Below are 1,519 nucleotides of genomic sequence, written 5' to 3'. Positions count from 1 at the left end.
CGAGCCGCCGCGGTGGCCGACGACTCGGGCTGGCGCGCCGACAGCGATGGCATCCGGTGGCAGTGACGTGGTCACTACCGAGTTGGCACCGACGATGCATCCGTCACCGATCGTGACACCCGCGACGACGACCACCCGGGCGCCCAGCCAGACGTTCGCGCCGATCCTGATGTCGCGTTCGTCCTTGTCCTGGTGCATGACGGGCACACCGGGTGGCGTCCGGTAGTTGGACGCGGTCACGAAGACCTCGGGAGCGAACAGCGCGTGCGCACCGATGTCGATACGGCCGGTCGAGTCACCGGCCCACAGGTAGCAGCGTTCGCCGATCTCGGCGCCGGCACCGATCGTGATGCGCTCGCCGTTGCGGATGGAGACGTTCGGTGCCAGGCGCACCCCGGGTGCCACGGTCATCAGGCGGCGCGGCCGCACGTGCGAATAGCCGTAGAAGTGCGCGATCCGCAGGATGTGCGCGTAGGCCAGCGGGTCGAGCAGCGAGCGAGCCGCCCGTAACGACCTGCTCAGGCCGCCCCCGCGCTGGTGGTCCGGCTGGTGTTGTCGCGTTCCCATGTTCTGAGGTCCCCCCGACGTAGCTTGCGGCGGGCCAGCAGCTGAGCCAGCACCACCATACCGACATAGCAGGGTATGTCGACCACTCTGCGTGGATCTTCTTTGACCACCCGGGCCCAGCCGCTCCGGCCGTTGGCGGCGGTCTCCGGTTTCGCCTCTGTCTGGCCCAGCTGGCGGTTGCCGGCGTAGACGCGGACGAGGCGGTGCAGGTGGGCGCGCACCGTCCGGGCCGGGAAGATGGTGAAGTCCAGGCCGGGGCGGGCGGCCCGTCGCTCGTCGGCACTGAACAGGGTGTAGAGGAAGAGGTCGTCGGCGATGATCTCGGGGAAGTGCTCGAAGCGTCCCCGTCCGGCCTCGTTCAGGCCCACCACGCCGGAGCCGACGTGGCTGTCGCCGACGAACGGCTGGCGCATCCACAGCCGGTAGAAGCTGCGTACCGGCCAGCTGACTCCGGTCAGGTCGACGGCCAGCCGGGGAGCCGCGGCCATCGCGGCGTCCGTGCGGAGCAGATCCGCGGTTTCCAGCAGGACGTCGCCGCGCACGACCACGTCCGCGTCCACGTAGAAGCGGGGGAACGAGGCCACCGCCGCGTCACCGAGGTTGAGTGCCCCGGCCTTGCCGGGACGCGGCGTCTCCACCACCCGTACCCCGGCGGTTCGGGCGATCTCCGCCGTGCCGTCCGTGCACCCGTTGCACACCACGACGATGTCCAGGGCGTCCGTGGGTACCCCGGCACGCAGCGCCGTCAGGCAGCGACCGATGACCGCCTGCTCGTTGTGCGCGGGTATCACCACGCTTACGGGCGGACCACTCGGCCCGCCGTCGGCATGGGTCGGACCCACCGGAACCCGAAACATCGGGTAACTCCCCCCTGACGGATATGACTCGTCAATATCCCGACCGAATCCTAGGACGTCACCCAGCCGAGGCGCGACCGGGGTGCGGTGCACGG

General features: G+C 70.0%; 2 protein-coding genes. Both read right to left on the bottom strand.

Going from position 1 to position 1,519, the window contains the following annotated elements; all coding sequences use genetic code 11:
- Positions 1–567: DapH/DapD/GlmU-related protein (locus tag MJ785_RS00290; protein ID WP_239379860.1), on the bottom strand; the 567-nt coding region annotated here is incomplete at its 3' end.
- On the bottom strand, positions 519–1,519 hold a 1,001-nt coding region (locus tag MJ785_RS00285; RefSeq protein WP_370652830.1), incomplete at its 5' end, for a glycosyltransferase. The genes MJ785_RS00285 and MJ785_RS00290, both read right to left, overlap by 49 nt.

Source organism: Protofrankia sp. CiT1, from assembly GCF_917627335.1.
In the GTDB taxonomy this organism is placed as follows: Bacteria; Actinomycetota; Actinomycetes; order Frankiales; family Frankiaceae; genus Protofrankia.
The sequence above is the reverse complement of the archived record's forward strand: the minus strand, read 5'-3'. Positions and strand labels throughout refer to the sequence as shown.